Here is an 18,662-nt window from a genome sequence, read left to right on the forward strand (position 1 = left end):
ACCCGCGAAGAGGCCGGTACAGGCAACGGAGATGTTAGACTGTGCCCACGTCACCTCACGCGTACCTCCATGGCCTACAAACCCTCCCCCGCCCAGCCGCCCTCCGCCCTGCTGCGCCAGGTGCGCCCGCTGCGCCTGCTGCTGAACCAGGCCGAGCGCCTGGAACACTTGCAGCGCCTGCTGGAAAGCCAGTTGCAACCGGCTGCCCGCGAGCACTGCCATGTGGCGTCCTGGCGCGATGGCACTTTGTTGCTGGTGGTAACCGACGGCCATTGGGCCACCCGCCTGCGCTACCAGCAGAAGCGCTTGTTGGCGGCACTGCAGGCCATGGAAGCATTCGGCAACCTCAGGCGCATCCTGTACAAGGTGCAGCCGCCGCTGGTGCCGGCCAAGCGTGGCGGGCATGCTGCCGAGCTTTCGAACAGCGCGGCCGAGAGCCTGCGCGACACCGCCGAGGGCATTACCGACCCCAAACTGCGCGCAGCACTGGAACGGTTGGCTGCCCACGCTCAGGGCAAGCCATAAAAAAGGCCACCCGAAGGTGGCCTTAATGAACTAGAGAGTGTTCGAACTTACACGGCCGCAACAGGGCGCATGTACGAGATCGGTGCCGTACTGGCATCTTCGAAAGTGACCACTTCCCAGGCATCGGTTTCAGCAATCAGCTTGCGCAACAGCTGGTTGTTCAGCGCGTGGCCGGACTTGAAGCCCTTGAACTCGCCGATCAGGCTGTTGCCCAGCAGGTACAGATCGCCGATGGCGTCGAGGATCTTGTGCTTGACGAATTCGTCTTCGTAACGAAGGCCGTCTTCGTTCAGCACACCGTCCTCATCGACCACGATGGCGTTCTCGACACTGCCACCCAACGCAAGGTTGTGCTTGCGCAGGTACTCGATGTCACGCATGAAACCAAAAGTACGCGCGCGGCTGACTTCCTTCACGAACGACGTGCTGGAAAAGTCGACGCTGGCGCTCTGGGTCCGGTTGCGAAGCACCGGGTGATCGAAATCGATCTCGAAGCTCACCTTGAAACCTTCGAAAGGCAGGAACGTGGCGCGCTTGTCGCCCTCTTCCACGGTTACCTCACGCAGGATGCGGATGAACTTCTTGGCTGCGTCCTGTTCTTCCAGGCCGGCAGACTGAATCAGGAATACAAAAGGACCGGCGCTGCCATCCATGATCGGCACTTCCGAGGCGGAGAGCTCGACGTAGGCGTTATCGATGCCCAGACCCGCCATGGCGGAGAGCAGGTGCTCGACCGTATCGACCTTGACGTCACCGTTGACCAGCGTCGTCGACATGGTTGTCTCGCCGACGTTGGCCGCACGCGCAGGGATCTCGACCACAGGGTCGAGGTCGGCGCGGCGGAAGACGATGCCGGTGTCAACAGGTGCAGGCTTGAGGGTCAGGTAAACCTTCTCCCCGGAGTGCAGACCGACACCTGTGGCACGGATGGTATTCTTCAGGGTGCGTTGTTTAATCATGGCATTGGCCGCTTCAGCGCAAATTGCGAACAGGTATCAACAAAGGCTGGGGATGATAACAGACCCAACCTTTGATGAATACCAATCACCTTTATACCCCTGATAAATTCCATTAATCAGCCTGACGACGCAGGAATGCCGGGATATCGAGGTAGTCCAGGTCATCCTGAGGGTTCAGTTTAGCGGCTGCGGCAGCACCTGCATGCGCCTGGTTGCGCATGACGGTCGGGCGCTCCAGGTCACGGTAGTTGACCGCTGGCTGCTCCTGGCGCACCGGCGCAGGATTGGACGCTTCGTACGCCTGCTGGGCAGTCTGCAGGGTATTGTCGACCACCTTCACAGGCTTCTCGATGCGTGCGCCCAGACCAGTGGCCACCACGGTCACGTGCAGTTCGTCGCGCATGTCCGGGTCGATCACGGTGCCGACCTTGACCATCGCGTGGTCGGAGGCGAAGGCTTCGATGATGCTACCCACGTCGGAGTACTCACCCAGCGACAGGTCCGGGCCTGCGGTGATGTTCACCAGGATACCGCGGGCGCCCTGCAGGTTGACGTCTTCCAGCAGCGGGTTACGGATAGCTGCCTCGGTGGCTTCACGCGCACGGTTCGGGCCGCTGGCGCAGCCAGTACCCATCATGGCCATGCCCATTTCACCCATCACGGTGCGCACGTCGGCGAAGTCGACGTTGATCATGCCTGGGCGCTTGATGATGTCGGAGATACCGCGTACGGCACCGGCCAGTACATCGTCAGCCTTGGCGAAGGCGGACAGCAGGCTGGCATCCTTGCCCAGGATGGTCAGCAGCTTCTCGTTGGGGATGGTGATCAACGAGTCGACGCTTTCAGCCAGCATGCGGATGCCTTCATCGGCGATCTGCATGCGCTTGCGGCCTTCGAACGGGAACGGACGGGTCACCACTGCAACGGTGAGGATACCCATTTCCTTGGCCACTTCGGCAATGATTGGCGCTGCACCGGTACCGGTACCGCCACCCATGCCGGTGGTGATGAACACCATGTTGGTGCCCTGCAGCACTTCGGCAATGCGCTCACGGTCTTCCAGCGCGGCCTGACGGCCGACTTCCGGATTGGCACCGGCACCCAGGCCCTTGGTCACACCCGTGCCCAATTGCAGGATGGTGCGCGCGCCAATGTTTTTCAGCGCCTGGGCATCGGTGTTGGCGCAGATGAATTCCACGCCTTCGATGCTGCTCTTGACCATGTGATTGACGGCGTTGCCGCCACCACCACCAACGCCGATCACTTTAATGACCGGACTTTGCGGGACGTTGTCTACGAGCTCGAACATTTTCCCTCTCCTTACAGTTCTCTAGTTGTTGCGCCTACCACTACTGCTTTGAAACTTAGAAGTTGCCCTGGACCCACTTCTTGAAGCGTTCAAGCACTGGGGCCTTCGGTTCATCGCCATAGCTGTTGCTGCTGCTGTTGCTGTTACCGGTCAGGGCCAAGTCCTCGGACTGCTTCAGCAGGCCGTAGGTGAGCAAGCCCACACCAGTGGAATAGATCGGGTTGCGCACCACGTCGCTCAGCCCCCGAACGCTGTGCGGCACGCCCAGGCGTACCGGCATGTGGAAGATTTCCTCGGCCAGTTCGACGGCGCCTTCCATCTTCGCGGTGCCGCCGGTGAGGACGATGCCGGCGGGCACCAGGTCTTCGTAGCCACTGCGGCGCAGTTCGGCCTGGATAAGGGTGAAGAGCTCGTCGTAACGTGGCTCCACCACCTCGGCCAGGGCCTGGCGCGACAGCTCGCGCGGTGGGCGATCGCCCACGCTCGGCACCTTGATGGTCTCGCCAGCGCCAGCCAGTTTGGCCAGGGCACAGGCGTAGCGGATCTTGATTTCTTCGGCGTACTGGGTCGGGGTACGCAGGGCCATGGCGATGTCGTTGGTCACCTGGTCGCCAGCAATCGGGATGACCGCCGTGTGGCGGATGGCACCCTCGGTGAAGATGGCGATGTCGGTGGTGCCGCCACCGATGTCCACCAGGCACACGCCCAGCTCTTTTTCATCATCGGTCAGTACCGAGTAGGCCGAAGCCAGCTGCTCGAGGATGATGTCGTCGATTTCCAGGCCGCAGCGGCGCACACACTTCTCGATGTTCTGGGCGGCGTTGACTGCGCAAGTGACCACGTGAACCTTGGCTTCCAGGCGCACGCCAGACATGCCCAGCGGCTCGCGCACGCCTTCCTGGTTGTCGATCACGTAGTCCTGCGGCAAGGTGTGCAGCACGCGCTGGTCGGCCGGAATCGCCACGGCCTGGGCGGCGTCGAGTACGCGCTCCAGGTCGGCCAGGCTGACTTCGCGGTCACGGATGGCGACGATGCCGTGAGAGTTCAGGCTGCGGATGTGGTTACCGGCCACACCGACGAACGCCGAGTGGATACGGCAGCCGGCCATCAGCTGCGCCTCTTCCACGGCGCGCTGGATCGACTGCACGGTGGACTCGATGTTCACCACCACGCCTTTTTTCAGGCCACGGGACGGATGGGTACCGATCCCGACGATTTCCAGGGTGCCGTCTTCGCCCACTTCGCCCACCAGCGCCACCACCTTGGAGGTGCCAATGTCCAGCCCGACGATCATTTTGCCGCTATGCGCGTTTGCCATGGTCCTGCCTCTCTCTAATTCTTCGCAACGGCGGGTTGGGCCGTCGTCGGTGCAATCGGTTCCCGCCAACCAACGGCAAGTCCGTTGGAATAACGCAGATCAATGCGGGCGATAGTGGTGATCTGGTCTTTGAGTGTCTTGTCGTAAATGGCAATGAAACGGCGCATCTTCTCCACCAGATGATCGCGCCCCAGCAGCAACTCGATGCCTGGCCCGGCACTGCTCGCACCGGTGGTCAGGAACCAGCTGCCTCGCTCGCGCAGCTCCAGGCGAGCGATGGAAAAGCCCAAGGGGCGCAGCATCTGGCTCAATACCTGATACTGCTGCATGACTTGTTGCTGAGCACGCTGCGGCCCGGCCAGCTGCGGCAGGTGCTCATAGTTGGCCAGCTCGCGCGGGGTGAAAGCCTGACCCTGGTTGTTGAGCAGGGCTGCGTCCCCCCAGCGTGCCACCGGCAGCTGCTCTTCAAGGCGGATCACCACCTCGTCGGGCCACACCCGGCGCACTTCGGCGTGGGCGATCCACGGCATCTGCTCGAGCTCGGCGCGCATCGCCGGCAGGTCGACGCTGAAGAAGCTCGCCGCCACGTAGGGCGCGATACGCTGCTGCACCGATTGCTGACTGATGTAGCTGAGGTCGCCCTGCACATCGATCTTGCTGATCGGGCGGTCGGCGTACGGCATCAGGCGAACGGCGCCCTCGTAGGCACCAAAGCCGGCCGCCACCAGCAACACCGGCCACAGCAAGCGCTTCAGGCCGCCCAGGCTTGGCCGGGGCAGGCGCGCCGATACGGGCTCGTCGGCCACCAGCCGGCTGGCACCACGCGGCACCGGCTTGCTACGGCCGGTAACGGGTTGCTGCTGACGTATCATCGCGCCTTGCATGGTTATTAACCTCGCGTCGCCACGCTTTCGGCCAGGATTGCCAGCACCAGTTGCTGGAAGTCCAGGCCGGCCGCGCGGGCCGCCATGGGCACCAGGCTATGATCTGTCATGCCGGGTGCGGTGTTGACTTCGAGCAGCCAGAACCGGCCCTGCTCGTCCTGCATCACGTCCAGCCGCCCCCAGCCTTCGATGCCAATGGCATCGCAGGCGCGCGCGGTCAGGTCGATCAGTTCCTGTTCCTTGACGCTATCCAGCCCGCACGGGATGCGGTACTGGGTATCGTTGGCGATGTACTTGGCGTCATAGTCGTAGAACACGTGCGGCGTACCCAGGGCGATCGGCGGCAGCACCTGGCCGCGCAGTACCGCGATGGTGAACTCCGGGCCGTGGATCCACTGCTCCACCAGTACCTGGGAATCGTATTTGGCGGCGTCCTGCCAGGCGGCGACCAGTTCCTGGGTGCTGTTCACCTTGGCCATGCCGATACTAGAGCCTTCATGGGCGGGTTTGACGATAAGCGGGAAGCCCAGTTCCGTACTAGCCTGCAAACAATCGCTCTCGCTCGCCAGCACCGCGTGGCGTGGCGTGGGAATACCCAGGCTCTGCCACACCTGCTTGGTGCGCAGCTTGTCCATCGCCAGCGCCGAAGCCAGGATGCCGCTGCCGGTGTAGGGGATGCCCAGGCACTCCAGCAAACCTTGCATACTCCCGTCTTCACCGCCACGGCCGTGGAGGATGATGAAGGCGCGATCAATCTTCTCGCTCTGCAGGCGTGCGAGCAGGTCGTCACCGACGTCGATGGCAACCACGTCGACGCCGGCAGTGCTCAGCGCATCGATCACTGCGGCGCCGGATTTCAGCGACACTTCACGCTCGGCGCTCTTGCCACCGTACAGCACGGCGACGCGACCGAACGCCTTGACGTCCAGGGTCGAGTGCAGCTTGTCGTAGGCGCTGGTCATTTCGACTTCTCCTGCTTGGCGCCTGCGAACAGCGGGCTTTTCATCAACTGAGGGGCCAGGCCGCCGACATCACCGGCACCCTGGCAGAGCAGGATGTCGCCAGCGCGCAGCAGTGGCTTGACCAGCGGTGCCAGTTCGGCGCCGCGCTCGATGTAGATCGGGTCCAGCTTGCCGCGCTGGCGGATGCTGTGGCACAGCTGACGGCTGTCGGCACCGGGGATCGGCTCTTCGCCGGCCGGGTAGACTTCCATCAGCAGCAGCACATTGGCATCGCCCAGCACCTGGACGAAATCGTCGTACAAGTCGCGGGTGCGGCTGTAGCGGTGCGGCTGGTAGACGATCACCAGGCGGCGGCTTGGCCAGCCACCGCGCACAGCCTTGATCACCGCCGCCACTTCGGTGGGGTGATGACCGTAGTCGTCGACCAGCATCACACTGCCGCCTTCGACCGGCAGCTCGCCGTATACCTGGAAGCGACGACCGACACCCTGGAAGCCGGACAGGCCCTGGACGATGGCCTCGTCAGTAATGCCTTCGTCAGTGGCGATGGCGATGGTCGCCAGGGCGTTGAGCACGTTGTGGTTGCCGGGCATGTTCACCGAAACCTCCAACGGCTCGCGATCACGGCGCAGCACGGTGAAGTGGGTCTGCATGCCCTGCTGACGCACATTGATGGCGCGGATGTCGGCCTCTTCGCTGAAGCCGTAGGTCACGGTCGGGCGCTTGACCTGCGGCAGGATCTCGCGAACCACCGGGTCGTCCAGGCACATCACCGCCAGCCCATAGAACGGCAGGTTGTGCAGGAACTCGACGAAGGTTTTCTTCAGCTTGTTGAAGTCACCTTCGTAGGTCGCCATGTGGTCGGCGTCGATGTTGGTGACAACCGCGACCATCGGCTGCAGGTGCAGGAAGCTGGCATCGCTTTCGTCTGCTTCAGCGATCAGGTAGCGGCTGGTGCCCAGCTGCGCATTGGTACCGGCAGCGGTAAGGCGGCCACCGATGACGAAGGTCGGGTCCAGGCCACCGGCGGCGAACACTGAAGCCAGCAGGCTGGTCGTGGTGGTCTTGCCGTGAGTACCGGCAACGGCCACGCCATGGCGGTAACGCATCAGCTCGGCGAGCATCTCGGCACGCGGCACCACCGGAATGCGCCGCTCGAGGGCGGTGGCAACTTCCGGGTTGGCCGGGTTGATGGCGCTGGACACCACCAGCACATCGGCGGTGGCGGCGTTCTCGGCGCGGTGGCCGACGAAGATCTCAGCGCCGAAGGACTCCAGGCGTTCGGTGACCGGCGAGGCTTTAAGGTCCGAACCGGACACTTCATAGCCCAGGTTCAGCAACACTTCGGCAATACCGCACATGCCCACGCCGCCGATGCCGACGAAGTGAATGCGGCGAATACGGCCCATCTTCGGCTGGGGCATGGCTTTCTGGCTCTCAACCATGGGCCACCTCCAGGCAGATATCGACCACGGTGCTGGTTGCAGCAGGTTTGGCCAGGCGCCGAGCGGTGCCAGCCATGACGTTGAGTTTCTCGGGTTGCATCAGCACCTCGTTCAGGCGTTCAGCGAGTTGCGCTGCGCCAGTTGTCGCTTGTGGCATCAGGAAGGCAGCGCCTTCGCGGGCCAGATATTGGGCGTTGTGGGTCTGGTGATCGTCGATCGCATGGGGCAAAGGCACCAGCATCGAAGGCAGGCCTGCTGCTGCCAGTTCGCTGACAGTCAAGGCACCGGCCCGGCACACCACCAGGTCGGCCCAGCCATAAGCCTGGGCCATGTCTTTGATGAAAGGCTCTACCTGAGCCGCGACGCCCGCCTCGTGATAACGCTCGGCGGTGATCGGTGCGTGCTGCTTGCCGGCCTGGTGGAACACCTCTGGCCGCAGCGCCGCGGGCACCTCGGACAGGGCCTTAGGCAACAATTTGTTCAATGGTTCCGCACCCAGGCTGCCACCCAGCACCAACAGGCGTGCGCGGCGCTCGACCAAAGGTGTGCGTTGCGCGTCCATGAAGAGCTCCGGGCGCACCGGGTTGCCGGTGGTGCGACGTTTGTCGCTGGCCTCGAAGGTGTTCGGGAAAGCTTCGCAGACCCGCGCCGAGAGTGGCACCAGCAACCGATTGGCGGTACCGGCCCTGGCGTTCTGCTCATGGATCACCAGTGGCACGCCGCACAGCCGCGCAGCCACGCCGCCGGGGCCGGTCACATAGCCGCCAAAGCCCAAGACACATACGGGCTTGAGCTGGCGAATGATGCGCCGTGCCTGCAGCACGGCCTTGACCAACGTGAAAGGCGCCTTGAGCAACGACAGCTTGCCCTTGCCGCGCAAGCCGCTGACCTGAATCAGGTGCAATGGCAAGCCTGCCTGTGGCACCAACTCGTTCTCGATGCCACGCGGGGTGCCCAACCAGTGCACGCTGTAACCGCGATTCTGGAACTCACGGGCGCAGGCCAGCGCCGGGAATACGTGCCCCCCGGTGCCGCCGGCCATGATCAATACATTTTTGCCTTCAGCGGCCATGACTGGTCTCCTCGGCAAAATCGCTTTCGCTGAATTCGTGCTCCTCACTGCCCAGGTGCGTGCGGCTTTCCCACTCGATGCGCAGCAACAGGCCCACGCAGGCGCAGCAGATCACCAGCGAGCTCCCCCCGTAACTGAGAAACGGCAGGGTCAGGCCCTTGGTCGGCAGCAGGCCGACGTTCACACCGATGTTGATCAGGAACTGGCCAATCCACAGGAAAGCCAGGCCGAACGCCATGTAGGCGGCAAAGAACTGTTTGGCTTTTTCGGCCCACAGGCCGATGTAAAGGGCGCGCACGGTGACGAACACGAACAGCGCGACGGTCAGCAGCGAGCCGACCACGCCCAGTTCTTCCGCCAGGACCGAGAACACGAAGTCGGTGTGCGCTTCAGGCAGGTAGAACTGCTTCTGCACGCTGTTGCCCAGGCCAACGCCCAGCCACTCGCCACGGCCGAAGGCGATCAGTGCCTGGGTCAGCTGGTAGCCGGAGCCGAACTGATCGGCCCAGGGGTCGGTGAACGTAATAAGGCGCGCCATCCGGTAGGGATGCGCCTGAACCAGGACAAATACCGCCAGCACCGCCAGCACCACCATCAGGCTGAAGCGGAACAGCCCCACCCCGCCCAAAAACAACATGGCCGCCGCCGCGCCCATCATCACCACCGTGGCGCCGAAGTCCGGTTCCATCAGCAGCAAGGCGGCCATCGGCAGCAGTACGATGAACGGCTTGAAGAAGCCCATCCAGGTTTCGCGTACCTCGGTCTGTCGGCGTACCAGGTAGCCGGCCAGGTAGATAACCACGAACACCTTGGCGATTTCCGAAGGCTGCACGTTGAAGAAGCTGAAACCGATCCAGCGCATGGAGCCGTTGACCTCACGGCCGATACCCGGCACCAGCACCAGTACCAGCAAGCCGAAAGCGCCAAGCAGCATCATGAAGCCCATGCGCTGCCAGGTGGCGATCGGCACCAGCATGGTTGCACCACAGGCCACCAGGCCAAGGAACACGTACACCAGGTGGCGAAACATGTGATACAGCGGGTTGCCGGACTGTACCGCAGCCACTTCCGAGGAGGCCGAAGTGATCATCACCAGGCCCAGGCCCAGCAAGGCCAGGCAACCGGCGAGCATCGGGAAGTCCAGGTCGATGCCACGGCCGCTGATCAGCGGCGACGGGTAGGGTTTGAAGATGCCGAAGATCATGCAAGACCTCCCGCTGCCTGGGCGAACAGGCGTCCCCGTTCCTCGAAGTTCTTGAACATGTCGAGGCTGGCGCATGCTGGCGACAGCAGCACGGCATCGCCGGCCTGGGCCAGTTCGGCACACTGCTGTACGGCATCGTCAAGCGTCTTGACCCGAACCAGTGGCACGGCATCGCCCAAGGCCTCGGCCAGGCGCTCGGCATCACGGCCAAGCAATACCACGGCGCGGCAGAAACGCTTGACCGGCTCGCGCAGCGCAGTGAATTCAGCACCTTTGCCGTCACCACCGGCGATCAGCACCAACTTGCCTTCGATATCGGCGCCCAGGCCTTCGATGGCGGCCAGGGCTGCACCGACGTTGGTGGCTTTGGAATCGTCGTACCAGTTCACGCCATTACGCTCGCGTACCCACTGGCACCGGTGGGCCAGGCCACCGAATTCGCGCAGGGCCTCCAGCATGGGCTCGAACGGCAGGCCTGCAGCATGCCCCAGGGCCAGCGCCGCCAGGGCGTTACTCTGGTTGTGAGCACCGCGAACCTTCAGTTCACGCGCCGGCATCAGCGTCTGGAACTCGAACGCCAGGTATTTCTCACCGTCCACTTCACGCAGGCCAAACGCTTTGAAGTCGGGCGGGTTGAGGCCGAAGGTCCAGCATGGACGGCCTTCCACCGGCAGCGGCCGGCTCAGGGCGTCCTGGCGGTTGACCACCACCTGGCGGGCACCGCGGAAAATCCGGTGTTTGGCCAGGTGGTAGGCCGGAAGGCCGCTATAGCGGTCCATGTGGTCTTCGCTGATGTTCAGAACGGTCGCCACTTCGGCGTTGAGCTGGTCAGTGGTTTCCAGCTGGAAGCTGGAAAGCTCCAGCACGTACAGCTCGATGTCATCGGCCAGCAGGTCGAGTGCCGGGGTACCGAGGTTACCGCCCACGGCCACGCGTTTGCCGGCCTTGGCGGCCATTTCACCGACCAGCGTCGTGACGGTGCTCTTGGCGTTGGAACCACTAATGGCAACGATCGGCGCCTTGGCATGGCGAGCAAACAGCTCTATGTCGCCAGACAGCTTCACGCCACGCGCGGCAGCCTGCTGCAAGGCCGGCGTGGCCAAGGCCAGGCCGGGGCTCACGTACAGCTCGTTGGCGCGGCACAGGAAGTCCACGTCCAGTTCACCACAGCGCACTTCCACCTGCGGGTAATCACGGCGCAGGGTTTCCAGTTCCGGCGGCTGCTCGCGGGTATCGGCGACCGCAAAGGCAATGCCCCGGCTCGCCAGGAAGCGAACCAGGGACATGCCGCTCTTGCCGAGGCCGACAACGATGCGGAATTGGTCGGAAGCGATCAAAGACACGCTCATCTACCTCAGTTTCAGGGTTGCAAGGCCAATCAGTACCAGGATCACGGTGATGATCCAGAAACGGACGATCACCCTGGGCTCTGGCCAGCCCTTGAGTTCAAAGTGGTGATGAATCGGCGCCATGCGGAACACGCGCTTGCCGGTCAGCTTGAAGGAGGCGACCTGGATCACCACCGACAGGGTTTCCACCACGAAGATGCCGCCCATGATGAACAGCACGATTTCCTGGCGCACGATGACGGCGATGGTGCCCAGCGCGGCGCCCAGTGCCAGCGCGCCGACGTCGCCCATGAACACTTGCGCCGGATAAGTGTTGAACCACAGAAAGCCCAGGCCGGCACCGATCAGCGCGCCGCAGAACACGATCAGTTCGCCCGAGCCCGGCACGTAGGGGATCAGCAGGTATTCGGCGAACTTCACGTTACCCGACAGGTAGCAGAAGATGCCCAGCGCGCCGCCGACCATCACCGTCGGCATGATTGCCAGGCCGTCAAGGCCATCGGTGAGATTGACCGCGTTGCTCGAGCCGACAATGACGAAGTAGGTCAGTACGACGAAGCCGACGCCCAACGGAATGGTGACATCCTTGATGAACGGCAGGATCAGCGTGGTCTCGACGCTGGTTGGCGCCGTCTTGTACAGGAACACCGCCGCCGCCAGGCCGAACACCGACTGCCAGAAGTACTTCCAGCGGCTCGGAAGGCCACGCGAGTTCTTTTCGATCACCTTGCGGTAGTCATCGACCCAGCCAATGGCACCGAACGCCAGGGTGACGATCAGCACAACCCATACATAGCGGTTGCTCAGGTCGGCCCACAGCAAGGTGCTGACGGCGATGGCCGACAGGATCAGCGCCCCACCCATGGTCGGGGTGCCGGACTTGGACAGGTGCGATTGCGGGCCGTCGTTACGCACGGCCTGGCCGATCTGGCGAATTTGCAGGGTACGGATCATCCAGGGGCCCAGCCACAGCGCCAGGGACAACGCGGTCAGTACACCAAGAATCCCGCGCAGGGACAGGTACTGAAAGACCGCGAAGCCTTTGTGGAACTGTTGCAGATACTCGGCCAACAGCAGCAGCATTAATGTTTCTCCCCGCTGGCACCGCACAATGCCGCCACGACGTTTTCCATCGCAGCGCTGCGCGAGCCCTTGATCAAGATAGTGGTGTCACTGGCATTCTCGGCGCTAACCGCATCGATCAGCTCAGCTTGAGTAGCGAAATGGCGGCCATTGGCGCCGAACGCCTTGACCGCATGTGTCATGTTGGAACCCACTGCGTACAGGGCGTCGACCTTGCCACGCGCGTAGTCACCCACCTGACGGTGGCCTTCTTCCGCCCATTGCCCCAATTCGCCGATATCCCCAAGCACCAGAACGGTGCGTCCGGAAAAGCCGGCGAGTATATCAATGGCTGCGCACATAGAGGTGGGATTTGCGTTGTAACTGTCGTCGATTACCCGTACCCCGTTCGGCGCGATCTGCGCCACGGTACGCCCCTTGACCGGTTGCACCGCAGCCAGGCCGGCGGCGATGCCGCTCAGGCTCAGACCAACGGCATGTGCAGCGGCGGCGGCGGCCAGGGCGTTGCTGACGTTGTGTTCACCCAGCACATTGAGTTGCACGGCTACTGTTTCACCGGCGCCATGCAGGGTGAAGGACGGGCAGCCACGGGCATCGCGACCAATGTCTGACGCGTGGAAATCGGCCTTCGGGTTGCTGCGTGCGAAACTGACGACCTTGTGCGCACCGGCACGCGCCTTCCAGATGTCAAAGGCTTTGTCGTCCAGGTTGAGGATGGCAATACCGCCCTGGCCCAGGCCTTCGAGAATCTCGCCCTTGGCTTCGACGATCTTGTCCGGGCCGCCGAATTCGCCAACATGGGCAGTACCGGCGTTGTTGATAATGACCACCTGCGGTTGCGTCAGGCCTACGGTGTAGCGGATTTCGCCAATGCGCGAGGCGCCCAGCTCGATCACTGCCGCGCTGTGTTCCGGGGCGATCTCCAGCAGTGTCAGGGGTGCACCGAGGTCATTGTTCAAGTTGCCACGGGTGGCGTGCACCAGGCCACGGGTGCGCAGGATGCTGGCGAGCATTTCCTTGACCGTGGTCTTGCCGCTGGAACCGGTAATGGCCACCACTGGCTTGTCGAAAGCGGCGCGGTTCAATGCACCGAGCTGGCCGAGGGCCAGGCGGCAATCGGCCACCTGCAACTGCGGCAGGTCGACATCGGCTACTTCACGCTCGACCAGGGCGGCTACTGCGCCTTTGGCTTTCACATCTGCCAGGTAGTCATGGCCATCGAAACGCGGGCCGGCCAGGGCGACGAAAAGTTGCCCGGCGCTGACACTGCGGCTATCGATGCTGACGCCGGTGAACGTGGCGTCGCCACCGATGTGTTGACCCTTCAGTGCTGTGGTCAGCTGGCTGAGTGACAGCGGCTTAAGCATGTGGAGCCTCCCAGGCTGCTAGTGCCTTTTCGGCTTCGGTCAAATCGGAGAAATCATGGCGCTCGCCATTGATCTCCTGGTAATCCTCGTGCCCCTTGCCGGCCAGCACGATCACATCGTTGGCAGCAGCGGTGGCAATCAGGTGCGCGATGGCTTCGCCACGGCCGGCGACGAACTCGACGTCGTCAGGCCTGGTGAAACCGGGGCGAATGTCATCGAAGATGCGCAACGGATCTTCAGTACGCGGGTTGTCGTCGGTAACCAGTACGCGGTCAGCCAGGCGCTCGGCCACTTCGGCCATCAGCGGGCGCTTGCCGCGATCACGGTCACCGCCGCAGCCGAACAGGCACAACAGCTTGCCGTGAGCGTGCGGGCGCAGGGCCTCGAGTACTTTTTCAAGTGCATCCGGCGTGTGTGCATAGTCGACCACCACCAGCGGCTTGTCGCCGCCACCCAGGCGCTGCATGCGGCCTACCGGCCCCTGCAATTGCGGCGTGACCTTGAGGATCTCGTCCAGCGCATAGTCCAGCGCCAGCAGGGTCGCCACAGCGGCAAGCATGTTGCTCAGGTTGAAGCGGCCCAGCAGTTGGCTGCGCAAGATACGCTCACCTTGGGCGGTGACGAGGGTGGCGCGCACGCCATCGTCACTGAATACGGCTTCGCGGCAGAACAACGAGGCTTCTGGGCTTTCCAGGCTGTAGCTCAGCAGCCGGGTTTCGATATGGTCGACACTTGGGCGACGCGCGAAGTCGGCCGCCAGACGACGACCAAAGTCATCATCCAGGTTGACCACCTGGCAACGCAGGCTCGGCCAGGCGAACAGCTTGGCCTTGGCGGCCTCATAGGCTTCCATGCTGCCGTGATAGTCGAGGTGGTCGCGGGACAGGTTGGTCATCACCGCGATGTCGAATTCCAGTGCGGCAACCCGGCCTTGCTCCAGGGCATGGGAAGACACTTCCATGGCCACGGCCCTGGCGCCGCCTTTCTTGAGGTCGTTGAGGGTCGATTGCACGGCAATCGGGTCGGGCGTGGTCAGGCGGCCGCTCTGCAACTCGCCGTAGAAACCGGTACCCAGGGTGCCAATCAGGCCGCAGCGCTGGCCAAGCAGGTCGAGCGCCTGGGCGACCAGTTGGGTAACACTTGTCTTGCCGTTGGTGCCGGTCACACCGACCAGATTCAACTGGCGGCTCGGTTCACCGTAGAAGCGCCCGGCGATATCTGACAGCTGAGCGATCAGGCCTTTGACCGGAATCAGGGGCACATCGGTCAGCGGCAGCACGTTGGCGCCCTGCTCTTCATAGGCCACGGCAGCAGCACCACGGGCCAGGGCATCGGCGATATGCTCGCGACCATCGACCTTGGCACCCGGCACCGCCAGGAACAAGTCACCTGGGCGCACACTACGGCTGTCCAGGGTCAGCTCGCGAATCAACGGATCACGGCTGGCATGGGCGAAAAGTTTGCTTAATGGCATTGTCATCATCCACGCCCTCCCTTGGCGGCTGCTGCATTGACTTGTGATGGCACGGCTGGTGCTGGTGCAGGTGGCGGCAGGTTGTCTGGCGGCACGTTCATCAGGCGCAGGGTGCCGGACATGACGTTGCTGAATACGGGCGCCGAAACCAGGCCACCGAAGTAACCACCCTTTCTTGGCTCGTCGATGACCACGACGATGGCGTAGCGCGGGTCGCTCATTGGCCCGAAGCCGGCGAACAGCGAGCGGTAGGCGTTTTCGGTGTATCCCTTGGCACCCACGGTGGCCTTACGCGCGGTGCCGGACTTGCCGGCCACGTGATAGAACGGCACCTGGGCTCGGAAGACGCCACGCGGCGCTTCGATCACCTGCTGCAGCATGCCCTGAACGGTTTCGGCGACTTCCTTCGGAATGGCCTGCACGGCTTCCGGCGTCTTGTCGACCTTGATGATCGACAGCGGCACCATCTTGCCGTCGTTGGCCAGCGCCGCGTAGGCATGCACCAGCTGCAGGGCGGTCACCGATACGCCGTAGCCATAGGACAGGGTGGCGGTCTCGGCCTTGCGCCACTCACGGTGGTTGGGCAGGTTGCCGACACGTTCGCCCGGGAAGCCAAGGCCGGTGTACTGGCCCAGGCCGACCTGGGACATGACCCGGTAGATGGCCTCGCCGCCGATGTCGAAGGCGATCTTGCTCATGCCAACGTTACTGGAGTTGATCAGGATGCCGGTCAAATCAAGAATCGGGCCCTCGCTGCGCGACACGTCCTTGATGGTGTAGCGGCCGATCTGCAGGCTGCCAGGGTACACCTCGACCTTGTCGGTAGGCTTCCAGCGGCCGCTCTGCAACGCCGCACTCATGGAGATCGGCTTGACTGTGGAGCCCGGCTCGAACACGTCGATGATCGCCCGGTTACGCATGGCCGCCGGGAACATGCTACGGCGGTTGTTGGGGTTGTAAGTCGGCTGGTTGACCATGGCCAGGACCTCACCGGTCTTGACGTCCATGATCACCAGGCTGCCGGCCTTGGCGTCCTGTTCGGCAATGGCGTTGCGCAACTCGCGGGTAGCCAGGTACTGCAGGCGCAGGTCTATCGACAACGCCAAGGTCTTCCCGGCCTTGGCGTTCTTGGTTACCTGAATGTCCTTGATCAGCCGACCGCGCCGGTCCTTGATCACCTGGCGCTTGCCGGGCACGCCGGCCAGCCACTCTTCATAGGCCAGCTCCACCCCTTCACGACCGTGGTCGTCGAGGTCGGTAAAGCCGACCATGTGCGCAGTCACATCACCGGCCGGATAGAAGCGGCGGAATTCTTCCAGTCCGTACACACCAGGCACTTTGAGGTCGAGCACGTGCTGGCCCTGCTCGGGGGTCAGCCCCCGGACCAGGTAGATGAACTCTTTGTTGGCCTGCTGGGTCAGGCGCTCGATCAACTGCTGCGGGTTCTGCCCCAGCGCAGCGGCCAATTGCGGCCAGCGCTCCTTGGAGGCCTGCATCTCTTTGGGGTTGGCCCACAACGTGGTGACCGGGGTACTCACGGCCAACGGCTCACCGTTGCGGTCGGTGATCAAGCCGCGGTGCGCCGGGATGGGGATGTGACGCAGGCTGCGTGCATCGCCCTGGCCCTTGAGGAAGTCACGGTCAACCACCTGGAGGTCGATGATGCGCCAGCAAATGGCGCCGACCATGATCGCCAGCAAGCCGATCACTACGCGGAAGCGCCACGGGTAGAGTGCGCCTTCGAGCTTCATCATGGCGCCACCATCCGGACTTCGTCAGCTGACGGCACGCGCATCTTCAACTGCTCGGAGGCCAGGTTCTCGATGCGGCTGGCAGCGGTCCAGGTACTCTGCTCAAGAATCAGCCGACCCCATTCGGCCTGAGCCTTGTCGCGCTCGTTCAATTCACCGTACAGGGTGTTGAGCAGTTGACGGTTCCAGTGCGCACTGTAGGACACGGCAATGGCCGAAACCAACACGCCGACGAACAGCAAAAGCATCAGGAAGCTTCCGCCTGGCAAGGGTTTGGCAAGTAGCCTGCTCACCGCAGCTTCTCCGCCACGCGCATCACGGCGCTACGCGACCGCGGGTTGGCCTTGAGCTCGGCCTCGGAGGCGAACTGAGCCTTGCCGATGAGCTTGATTTTCGGCTCGAAGACCTTGTGCTGAACCGGCAGGTTACGCGGCAGGTTGTCGGCCTCACCCTTCACCAGCTTGCGCATGAACAGTTTGACGATACGGTCTTCCAGCGAGTGGAAACTGATGACCGCCAGGCGACCACCGACTTCGAGCGCATCGAGCGCAGCCTCAAGGCCAGCCTCCAGGTCGCCCAGCTCGTTGTTGACGTGAATGCGAAGGCCTTGGAAGGCTCGGGTAGCCGGGTTCTTGCCCTTTTCCCATGCCGGGTTGGCCACTTTGAGCACCTCCGCCAGGTCGGCGGTACGGGTGAAGGGCTGCTTCTCACGACGCTCGACCACTGCACGCGCCATTCGCCCGGCAAAGCGTTCCTCGCCGTACTCCTTGAAGACGCGGGCGATTTCTTCCACAGGCGCAGTGGCGATGAACTCAGCGGCACTGATGCCCTGGTCCGGGTTCATGCGCATGTCCAGCGGGCCATCATTGAGGAAGCTGAAGCCACGCTCCGGGTCATCCAGCTGCGGCGAGGACACGCCCAGGTCCAGCAACACACCACTGACCTTGCCGTGCAGGCCGCGCGCTGCCACTTCCGCACCCAGCTCGGCAAAACTGCGCTGCACAATGACAAAGCGGCCGTCTTCGGCCGCCAGCGCTTGCCCCGTGGCAATCGCTTGTGGATCTTTGTCGAAGCCCAAGAGCCGCCCTTGCGGCCCGAGCTTGCTGAGTATCAGACGGCTGTGTCCGCCCCGGCCGAAAGTGCCGTCCAGATAGCAACCGTCGGCGCGCAAGGCCAATGCCTCGACAGCTTCGTCGAGCAGGACGGTAATGTGGTTGAAGCCGCTATCTATGGTCACAGGATCAGGTCACGCAATTCGTCGGGCATGGCGCCCGGTTGTTGAATAGCTGCAAGGTCAGCTGCCGAAACCGCGTTCCAGGCATCTTCATCCCACAGCTGGAATTTGTTCAGTTGCCCCACCAGCATCGCCTTCTTGTCGAGCTTGGCGTACTCACGCAGGCGGGGCGGCACCAGGAAACGCCCACTGCCATCGAGCTCCAGGTCAACCGCATTACCAATCAGCAAACGCTGGAGGCGGCGGTTTTCCTCACGCAACGATGGCAAGGCACGCAACTTGGCTTCTATCTGTTCCCACTCATCGAGGGGATAAACACACAAGCAGGGGTCTACGGCGTCAATGGTCACGATCAGTTGGCCATTGCAACGTGAGTCGAGCTCGTCACGGTACCGACTCGGCATGGCGAGACGGCCCTTGGCATCGAGGCTGACGGCGTTGGCTCCGCGGAACACGGCTGTGATTCCCCACAATGTTAGCTTTTTTGTGTCAGAAAACCCACTTCATCCCACTTTCTGCCACTTGCGCACACTATAGGAATCCGCCCGCAGCACCGTCAAGGCACGTTCATAAGGAAAAGCCTTACAGGACCGAGATTTAGCGCAACAAGGGAATGCGGAAGGACTGCCAGAGAGAAAAAAACACGAGAAAAATCAAACCCACGCAAGCGAATGGAGTTCGAAGTTAAAGTAATTTATTAAGAGTAAGATTTTTTCGGTATTACCA

The 18,662-nt window shown here is 62.8% G+C and carries 17 protein-coding genes; 1 reads left to right on the plus strand and 16 read right to left on the minus strand.

All coding sequences use genetic code 11. The annotated features are described in order from the left end of the window. Nucleotides 1-69 precede the first annotated feature (69 nt). Nucleotides 70-525, plus strand: coding sequence for a DUF721 domain-containing protein (locus ACF8O8_RS03065; RefSeq protein WP_003251875.1), 456 nt, complete (start codon nt 70-72; stop codon nt 523-525). Nucleotides 526-572: 47 nt separating this feature from the next. On the opposite strand, the gene lpxC is transcribed toward ACF8O8_RS03065, so the two are convergent. The 16 genes from lpxC to mraZ form a co-directional block, all read right to left on the minus strand. Next, complete coding sequence (lpxC, locus tag ACF8O8_RS03070) at nt 573-1,484, minus strand: UDP-3-O-acyl-N-acetylglucosamine deacetylase (RefSeq protein ID WP_003251873.1); 912 nt, start codon at nt 1,482-1,484, stop codon at nt 573-575. 112 nt (nt 1,485-1,596) lie between these two features. After that, entirely contained in the window at nt 1,597-2,793 is a 1,197-nt protein-coding gene (gene ftsZ, locus ACF8O8_RS03075) for a cell division protein FtsZ (protein WP_003251871.1), read from the minus strand. Between the two features lie 55 nt (nt 2,794-2,848). Continuing rightward, nucleotides 2,849-4,111, minus strand: a complete 1,263-nt coding sequence (ftsA, locus tag ACF8O8_RS03080; protein WP_003251867.1) for a cell division protein FtsA — start codon at nt 4,109-4,111, stop codon at nt 2,849-2,851. A 14-nt stretch (nt 4,112-4,125) separates the two neighbouring features. Beyond that, nucleotides 4,126-4,995, minus strand: a complete 870-nt coding sequence (locus tag ACF8O8_RS03085; protein WP_010952457.1) for a cell division protein FtsQ/DivIB — start codon at nt 4,993-4,995, stop codon at nt 4,126-4,128. Between the two features lie 5 nt (nt 4,996-5,000). Further along, nucleotides 5,001-5,957, minus strand: coding sequence for a D-alanine--D-alanine ligase (locus tag ACF8O8_RS03090; protein WP_020192745.1), 957 nt, complete (start codon nt 5,955-5,957; stop codon nt 5,001-5,003). Then, entirely contained in the window at nt 5,954-7,402 is a 1,449-nt protein-coding gene (gene murC, locus ACF8O8_RS03095) for a UDP-N-acetylmuramate--L-alanine ligase (RefSeq protein WP_010952455.1), read from the minus strand. The genes ACF8O8_RS03090 and murC overlap by 4 nt, the downstream gene beginning before the upstream one ends. Continuing rightward, nucleotides 7,395-8,474: an undecaprenyldiphospho-muramoylpentapeptide beta-N-acetylglucosaminyltransferase gene (gene murG, locus ACF8O8_RS03100; protein WP_392509230.1), complete on the minus strand. Its 1,080-nt coding sequence runs from the start codon at nt 8,472-8,474 to the stop codon at nt 7,395-7,397. Before murG ends, murC begins: the two co-directional genes overlap by 8 nt. Further along, nucleotides 8,464-9,678, minus strand: coding sequence for a putative lipid II flippase FtsW (ftsW, locus tag ACF8O8_RS03105; protein WP_392509231.1), 1,215 nt, complete (start codon nt 9,676-9,678; stop codon nt 8,464-8,466). The genes murG and ftsW overlap by 11 nt, the downstream gene beginning before the upstream one ends. After that, on the minus strand, nt 9,675-11,021 hold the full coding sequence (murD, locus tag ACF8O8_RS03110) for a UDP-N-acetylmuramoyl-L-alanine--D-glutamate ligase (protein WP_029615326.1): 1,347 nt from the start codon (nt 11,019-11,021) through the stop codon (nt 9,675-9,677). Before murD ends, ftsW begins: the two co-directional genes overlap by 4 nt. Nucleotides 11,022-11,027: 6 nt before the next feature. Beyond that, complete coding sequence (gene mraY / locus ACF8O8_RS03115; RefSeq protein ID WP_003251852.1) at nt 11,028-12,110, minus strand: phospho-N-acetylmuramoyl-pentapeptide-transferase; 1,083 nt, start codon at nt 12,108-12,110, stop codon at nt 11,028-11,030. Continuing rightward, complete coding sequence (murF, locus tag ACF8O8_RS03120) at nt 12,110-13,477, minus strand: UDP-N-acetylmuramoyl-tripeptide--D-alanyl-D-alanine ligase (RefSeq protein WP_010952451.1); 1,368 nt, start codon at nt 13,475-13,477, stop codon at nt 12,110-12,112. The genes mraY and murF overlap by 1 nt, the downstream gene beginning before the upstream one ends. Then, nucleotides 13,470-14,957 carry a UDP-N-acetylmuramoyl-L-alanyl-D-glutamate--2,6-diaminopimelate ligase gene (locus ACF8O8_RS03125; protein ID WP_350298607.1) on the minus strand — a complete coding sequence of 496 codons (1,488 nt, stop codon included), beginning with the start codon at nt 14,955-14,957 and terminating at the stop codon, nt 13,470-13,472. Before ACF8O8_RS03125 ends, murF begins: the two co-directional genes overlap by 8 nt. Then, nucleotides 14,957-16,702 carry a penicillin-binding protein 2 gene (locus tag ACF8O8_RS03130; RefSeq protein WP_162490564.1) on the minus strand — a complete coding sequence of 582 codons (1,746 nt, stop codon included), beginning with the start codon at nt 16,700-16,702 and terminating at the stop codon, nt 14,957-14,959. The genes ACF8O8_RS03125 and ACF8O8_RS03130 overlap by 1 nt, the downstream gene beginning before the upstream one ends. Continuing rightward, nucleotides 16,702-16,995: a cell division protein FtsL gene (gene ftsL, locus ACF8O8_RS03135; RefSeq protein WP_010952448.1), complete on the minus strand. Its 294-nt coding sequence runs from the start codon at nt 16,993-16,995 to the stop codon at nt 16,702-16,704. The genes ACF8O8_RS03130 and ftsL overlap by 1 nt, the downstream gene beginning before the upstream one ends. Further along, entirely contained in the window at nt 16,992-17,939 is a 948-nt protein-coding gene (rsmH, locus tag ACF8O8_RS03140; protein ID WP_003251843.1) for a 16S rRNA (cytosine(1402)-N(4))-methyltransferase RsmH, read from the minus strand. The genes ftsL and rsmH overlap by 4 nt, the downstream gene beginning before the upstream one ends. After that, nucleotides 17,936-18,391 (minus strand): division/cell wall cluster transcriptional repressor MraZ, encoded by a 456-nt coding sequence (gene mraZ / locus ACF8O8_RS03145; RefSeq protein WP_004575120.1) that lies wholly within the window; start codon nt 18,389-18,391, stop codon nt 17,936-17,938. Before mraZ ends, rsmH begins: the two co-directional genes overlap by 4 nt. Nucleotides 18,392-18,662: the final 271 nt, after the last annotated feature.

Source organism: Pseudomonas sp. TYF_14 (assembly GCF_043105275.1).
Lineage (GTDB): Bacteria > Pseudomonadota > Gammaproteobacteria > Pseudomonadales > Pseudomonadaceae > Aquipseudomonas > Aquipseudomonas alloputida.